This window comes from Acidimicrobiia bacterium (assembly GCA_036396535.1).
Classification (GTDB): domain Bacteria; phylum Actinomycetota; class Acidimicrobiia; order Spongiisociales; family UBA5794; genus DASWKR01.
This window is the reverse complement of record DASWKR010000005.1, coordinates 1-6,456: the sequence shown is the minus strand read 5'-3', so window position 1 is coordinate 6,456 and position 6,456 is coordinate 1. Positions and strand designations below refer to the sequence as shown.

Annotated in this window: 5 protein-coding genes; 2 read left to right on the top strand and 3 right to left on the bottom strand. The window is 68.9% G+C overall.

The features are described 5' to 3' along the window. Positions 1–80 precede the first annotated feature (80 nt). Positions 81–1,625, top strand: coding sequence for a PQQ-binding-like beta-propeller repeat protein (locus VGC47_00830; GenBank protein HEX9853844.1), 1,545 nt, complete (start codon positions 81–83; stop codon positions 1,623–1,625). 21 nt (positions 1,626–1,646) lie between these two features. On the opposite strand, the gene VGC47_00825 is transcribed toward VGC47_00830, so the two are convergent. After that, positions 1,647–3,044, bottom strand: coding sequence for a CCA tRNA nucleotidyltransferase (locus tag VGC47_00825; GenBank protein HEX9853843.1), 1,398 nt, complete (start codon positions 3,042–3,044; stop codon positions 1,647–1,649). 46 nt (positions 3,045–3,090) lie between these two features. Here VGC47_00825 and VGC47_00820 point away from each other — a divergent pair, with 46 nt between their 5' ends. Continuing rightward, positions 3,091–5,349, top strand: a complete 2,259-nt coding sequence (locus VGC47_00820; GenBank protein ID HEX9853842.1) for an aminotransferase class III-fold pyridoxal phosphate-dependent enzyme — start codon at positions 3,091–3,093, stop codon at positions 5,347–5,349. Positions 5,350–5,416: 67 nt separating this feature from the next. Here VGC47_00820 and VGC47_00815 read toward each other — a convergent pair whose 3' ends face one another. Next, complete coding sequence (locus VGC47_00815; protein ID HEX9853841.1) at positions 5,417–6,034, bottom strand: ribonuclease H; 618 nt, start codon at positions 6,032–6,034, stop codon at positions 5,417–5,419. A 14-nt stretch (positions 6,035–6,048) separates the two neighbouring features. Next, the coding region (locus VGC47_00810) for a hypothetical protein (GenBank protein ID HEX9853840.1) at positions 6,049–6,456 on the bottom strand (408 nt) is incomplete at its 5' end.

Here is a 6,456-nt window from a genome sequence, read left to right as displayed (position 1 = left end):
CTGATCCGTAGTCAGACGGGCAGCGGCGCGATCCTCCGTGCGGCTCGGGAGTACTGCGAGCCAGCCCGTATCCTCTCCTGGTGCCCGATTCGCTCCCGACCTCAGCGCGTGCCTACGCGGCGCTCCTCTGCATGCTCGCTGCATCGTGCACCTCTGCCGCGGATGAGCTACCCGACCCCACTTCGCTCGTGTCGCTCACTTCGCTCCCGGGCGCCGCCAGGGAGTCCACCACGGCTGCGCAACTCGAGACAACCACGACGACGACCGCTGCAACGACGACGACAGGCCCGGCCGACCACGTCGACGGGGAGAGCGTCGGGAGGCGATGGGGCACGGTCGACGGGCTCGTCATGTTCCGGGGCAACCCGACCCGGACCTTCTACGGGACGGGGCCGGCGCCGCGGTCCCCGGGCATGCTGTGGCGCTTCCCCGATGAGCCGATGTGCGGCAACTCGCCGGTCGGAGGCCAAGACCAGGTGTGGTGCGGATCCGGCTGGACCGGCCAGCCGGTCGTGTGGGAACGCCCGGACGGCGTCACCGAGGTCATCTTCGGGGCGTACGACAAGCACATCCATTTCCTCGACGCCGCAAGCGGGGAGCGCACCCGTCCCGACTTCCCGATGGGCGACATCATCAAGGGCTCCGTGTCGCTCGACCCCGACGGGTTCCCGTTGCTGTATGCGGGCTCGCGCGATCCGAACTACCGGATCATCGCCCTCGACGGCGACGAGCCGGTCGAGCTCTGGTCTCTGTCGGCATCCTCGGTCGCCGGGATGTGGAACAACGACTGGGACTCGAACGCCGCCGTCGTCGACGACGTGCTGTTCCTGGGCGGCGAGAACAGCTGGTGGTTCGCCATCGCGCTCAACAGGGCATACGACGACAACGGCGGGGTGACGGTCGACCCGGAGGTGGTGTGGAGCACGCCTGCGTTCACCGACGAGCTCGTCGCCGCCGTCGGCAGACAGCAGAGCATCGAAAGCTCGACTGCCGTCTACGGGTCGACGGCGTACTTCACGAACTCGGCGGGGCGGGTGGTCGGAGTCGACATCGAGAACATTGCAGCAGGCGACGCCGCCATCGTGTTCGACTTCTGGATGGGCGACGACGTCGACGCCACGCTCGTCATCGACGATCAAGGGATGCTGTACGTGTCCGCCGAGGATGACCTACGGACCGCCAGGGCGGCCGAGATCGGCCAGCTCGCCAAGCTCGATCCTTCCCGCCCCGACGACCCGATCGTGTGGACCGTCGAGATCCCGGCCGACGGGCTCGCCGGCGGCATGTGGGCGACGCCGGCGCTTCACGGGGAAGTGCTCTACGTGGCGACCAACCCCGGCGAGCTGCTGGCGGTCGACACCGCGAGCGGCGACGTCCTGTGGCGCGACGACATCGGAGGCCACGCGTGGTCGTCCCCCGTCGTGGTCGACGAGACGCTCATCGTCGCCGTCGACTGCGACACGCGTCCTGCCCTGCGCGGCTACGACGTGACCGACCCGGCGGCCCCCGACGAGATCTGGGAGCTGGCGATGACGGGCGGCTGCATCGAATCGACCCCGGCCGTGTGGAACGGCCGCATCTACGTCGGATCCCGCGATGGGTTCTTCTACGCGGCGGGCGATTGATCCGGCGCCGTCACCGCGCCTTCAGGAATGGCCTTCCCGCCATTCGTCGAGCAAGGCGAACGCCTCGTCCTCGCCGTAGGGACCGTGGTCGATCCTGTGTTCGTAGAGGAGCTTCATGATGTCACCCACGATCGGCCCCGGTTCGAGACCGAGGTAGGAGATCACCTGGTGGCCGTCGATCGGCGGCCGGAGCGCGTCGAGCTCTTCTCTCTCGCGCAGCTCGACGATGCGCTCCTCCAGTTCGTCGATCCGCCGTTCGATCTCCCTGGCCCGCTTCTCGCTCCTGGTCGTGACGTCGCAACGGACCAGCTCGTTGAGCTTGTCGAGCATCGGTCCGGCGTCGCGCACGTAGCGACGCACCGCCGAGTCCGTCCACCCCATCTTGTACGTATGCGGCCGCATGTGGAGGAACACGAGACGCGCCACGTCGTCGATCCTCCCCCTCGGATAGCGCAGCCGTTTCATCCGCTCTCTCGTCAGGCGAGAGCCGACCACCTCGTGGTGGTGGAACGACACGCCGTCCTCGTCGAACTCGCGTGTCGCCGGCTTGCCGATGTCGTGGAAGAGAGCCGCCAGCCTCAGGTCGAGGTCCGGGCTCGCCTTCTCGACCACGGCGATCGAGTGTGCCAGCACGTCCTTGTGCCGGTGGAGCGGATCCTGCTCGAGGCGCAGCCCGGCGAGCTCCGGCAGGAACTCGTCCGCCAGCCCAGTCTCGACCAATCCCCACAGGGCGGCGCCGACTCGCGCTCCCACCATCAGCTTGTCGAACTCGTCACGGATCCGCTCGGCGGAGACGATGGCGAGCCGTGCCCTCATCCCCTCGACCGAGGCGACCGCATCCGGGTCCGGCTCGAAGCCGAGCGTCGACACGAAGCGGAAGAGCCGCAGCATGCGGAGCGGGTCGTCACCAAAGGCGATCGAGGGGTCGAGCGGCGTGCGGAGCACCTCGGCGGCCAGGTCGGAGAGGCCTCCGTGAGGGTCGATCATCTCGGGCTTCGCATCCGGTGAGTGCGGCAACTCGAGCGCCATGGCGTTCACCGTGAAGTCACGTCGCGAGAGATCCGTCTCGATATCCGTAGCGAACTCGACGATGGGCTTGCGACTCTCGTCGCGATACACCTCGGCGCGAAACGTCGTGATCTCGTAGACGACCCCGTCGCGCACCGCCCCGACGGTCCCGAAGGCCTCGCCCATCAGGAACACGTCGTGCGCCCAGGGTCGGACGAGCTGCTTGATCGCCTCGGGACGGGCGTCCGTCGCCAGATCGATGTCCATCTCGTCGTCGAAGCGACCGAGGATGGCGTCGCGCACGCTGCCGCCGACCAAGTACAACCGATGCCCCGCCTCACCGAACCGGCGCGCCAGGTCGACGGGGGCGGCGCCCTCGCGCAGCAGCGGCTCGAGTCTCGGGGGGATCACCCCGTCAGGGTACCGGCACGGCCCGGCGACGTATGCTCGGCCCGTCATGTCGACGCTCCTCGAATCGCCGATCCCCGTGGTCGACGACGCCACCATCGCCGGGATCGCTGCCGAGCGATTCGGGATCGAGGGCGAGCTTCGTCGCCTCCCGGGAGAGCGGGACGTCAACGTCGTCCTCGATGGTCGCCGCGGGCGCTTTGCCGTCAAGATCGCCAACGCGGCCGAGCGGATCGACGCGCTCGACATGCAGGCGAGCGCTCTGGCCCACATCGGCCTGACCGATCCCGACCTGCCGGTGCCGCGCCCGATCGCGACGATCGACGGCCCGTACACCACGGTCGTCGACATCGAAGGTCACCAGCACGGTGTCCGGGCCGTCACCTACCTCGAGGGACACCTCGCCGAGCTGGACGATCCGGTCACCACAGAGCTGGCGGCGTCGATCGGCGCGACCCTGGCACGACTCGAGCGGGCTCTGCAGGGCTTCTTTCATCCCGCTGCCAACCGCCACCTCCTCTGGGATGCCCGCAACGCGGCCGACCTCCTCCCGTGGACTGAAGCCGTCGCAGACGCCGAGTTGCGCCGAACGGTGGCGACGACCATCGAGCGATACGCCGCGGGGACGGCAACCCGGATGGCGGGCTTACCCGCCCAGGTCATCCACAACGACCTCCACACCGCCAACCTGCTCGTCGCCGCACCGGGCAGCGCCGCCATCACCGGGGTGATCGACTTCGGCGACATGGTCCACGGCGCCAGAGCCCAGGACGTCGCCACGGCCGTCGCATACTGCCTGTTCGGCACCGACGACCCCGCGGCGATGGCGGCCAGGGTGGTGGCTTCCTTCTGCTCGCGAACCCGGCTCGAACGCGCCGAGGTGGAGGCGCTGCCCTCGCTCGTCGCGGTGCGCCTCGCCCAGTCGATCACCATCGGAGCCCGGCGCGCCGAGATCCACACGGAGAAGGCGGCTCGGATCCTCGCCGACGTCGCCGAGGCGGGCGTGGCCCTCGACCGCTGGCTGGCACTCGACCCCGGAGATGTAGAGGCCGCGCTACTCGCCGCGGCTGGCCACCCACTGCCAACCCGATCGACTGCCGACGTGCTCCGGAGCCGGGCAGCTCACCTCCATCCCGGCCTGCACCTCTCGTACGACGAGCCGCTCCATCTCGTTCGGGGGGAGGGGGTGCGGCTCTACGACGCCGCCGGTCGGCGCTACCTCGACGCGTACAACAACGTCCCCCAGGTGGGCTACGGCAATCGGAGGGTGGCGGCCGCCGTCGCCAATCAGATGGCGATGCTCAACACCAACACCCGATATCTCACGGATGCCGTCGTCGACTACGCCGAGCGGCTGGCCGCGCTGCTTCCCGAACCCCTCGACACTTGCCTCTTCGTCAACTCGGGAACCGAGGCCAACGATCTCGCCATCCGCATGGCGCGGGCCGTCACCGGTCGAAGAGGCGTCGTCGTATCCGAGCGCGCCTACCACGGGTGGACGGAAGGCGTGCTCGAGGTCTCGCCGGAAGAGCTGCGCCCGGATCGAATGGCACGGCACGTGGCGACCATCCCTCCGCCGCGCCCCGGCGAGGATCCCACGCTGGCAGCCCGGCGCGCCATCGCCGGCCTCGAGGCCGACGGATTCGCGCCGGCCGCTCTGATGGTCGACACCATCTTCTCGAGCGACGGGATACACGATCCGTGGCCGGGAAGCCTGGCGGCAGTGGCGGCCGTCGTGCGGGCGGGCGGGGGGCTCTTCATCGCCGACGAGGTGCAGGCGGGGTTGGGACGGGTCGGAACCCGATTCTGGGGATTCGCAGCCGACGGTGTGGTACCCGACCTCGTCACGCTCGGCAAGCCTGCCGGGAACGGCTTTCCTGTCGGAGTCGTCGTCACCAGCCACGCTCTGGCCGAGCAGTTTGCGGCATCGGAGTACTTCTTCTCGACCTTCGGCGGCAACCCTGTTGCGGCGGCCGCCGCCACGACCGTTCTCTCGATCACCCTGGAGGACGAGCTGCCGCAACGGGCGGAGGCGGTCGGTCACATGCTTCGATCCGGCATCGCGGACATCGTCGGCAGAGTCGGCGTGGCCGCCGAGATCAGGGGCGCGGGGACGTTCATCGGGGTCGACCTCGGTGACGGCGCAGTCGCCAAGCGTGTCGTCGAGGGCATGCGGGCGAGCATGGTTCTCGTGGGCACGACAGGATGGCGGGACGCCGTCGTGAAGATCAGGCCACCGTTGGTGTTCGGAGAGGACGACGCCGCCGAGTTGCTCGTGGCGCTCGATGACGTGATGTCGACGATCTGAGGCTGCGTGGTCGGAGCGGGCCGACGCCCGTTACCACGTCACGCCTGATGGCGCATCGTCGCCGCCCTCACGTCCTCCACCGGTTGGCGAGTGCGTCTGCGTACTCGTTCCAACGATGACCGGCGTGCGCCTCGATCCACGTCAGTTCGAGCTCCGGCCTCCTCCGAAAGCCGTAGAAGACGGGTTTCACGAGATCGAGATTCTCGACCGGCCCCGTCTTGCGCTTCCAACCCCGCTTTTCCCATCCTGCCGCCCACTCCGTGATCGTCTGCACGGCGAGGCGACTGTCGGAGAACACCGTTGCCGGCGTGCCTTCGGGGACGAGCTCGAGGGCGGCCAGCAGCGCGGTCAGCTCCATCCGATTGTTCGTGGTGTGCGGTTCGGCTCCGTACTGCTCGGCGACGATCTCACCTTCGACGACGTAGACCGCCCCCCACCCGCCAGGACCGGGGTTGGGGCTCGCCCCCCCGTCGGTGAACACGCCGGATTGCGGTCCTCCGGCGAAGCCGGCGAGGACCTCCTGTGTCGAGATCTTGTTGCGAGCCGTCGAGCTCCTGCGGCGAGGCGACGCCGACCCACCCCGGCAGTCGTTGCACTGGCGCGGCGTCCAGCCGGGGTAGCGGGCGAGCACCGACTCGGACAGGGTGAAGCTCGCGCCGCAGTCGCGGCATGTGAACTCGGGCATCGCGCCCGAGCGTATCACCCGGCCTGGAGGACGAACCTCCGACCGTCCGGGTCGCGAACCACCATCAGCTGGGTTCCCCAATGGCTCGGCTCGAAGCCGGAGACCACCTCGACCGGGGCGCCGGGTGAGAAGGCTGCGGAGTCGACGGCCAGGTACACCTGGGATGCCGGCTCCCGATCCTCCGGCACCTCCTCGAGGAAGACCCCGGGGCCCCCACCCGGGGGGTCGAATCGCCCGCTCGTGCCGAGGTCCAGCGCCAGGTCGTAACCGAGCTCCTGCCAGAACTTGGCGCTCCTCCCCCAGTTGTGCGTCTCGAGATACACGTAGTCGATGCCTTCAACCTCCATGGTTCCTCTTTCGTGCGCTTCGTCCTCGCGAGCCGTGTCGACGAAGCTGCGGACCGCTTCGGCGACGATCGAGGA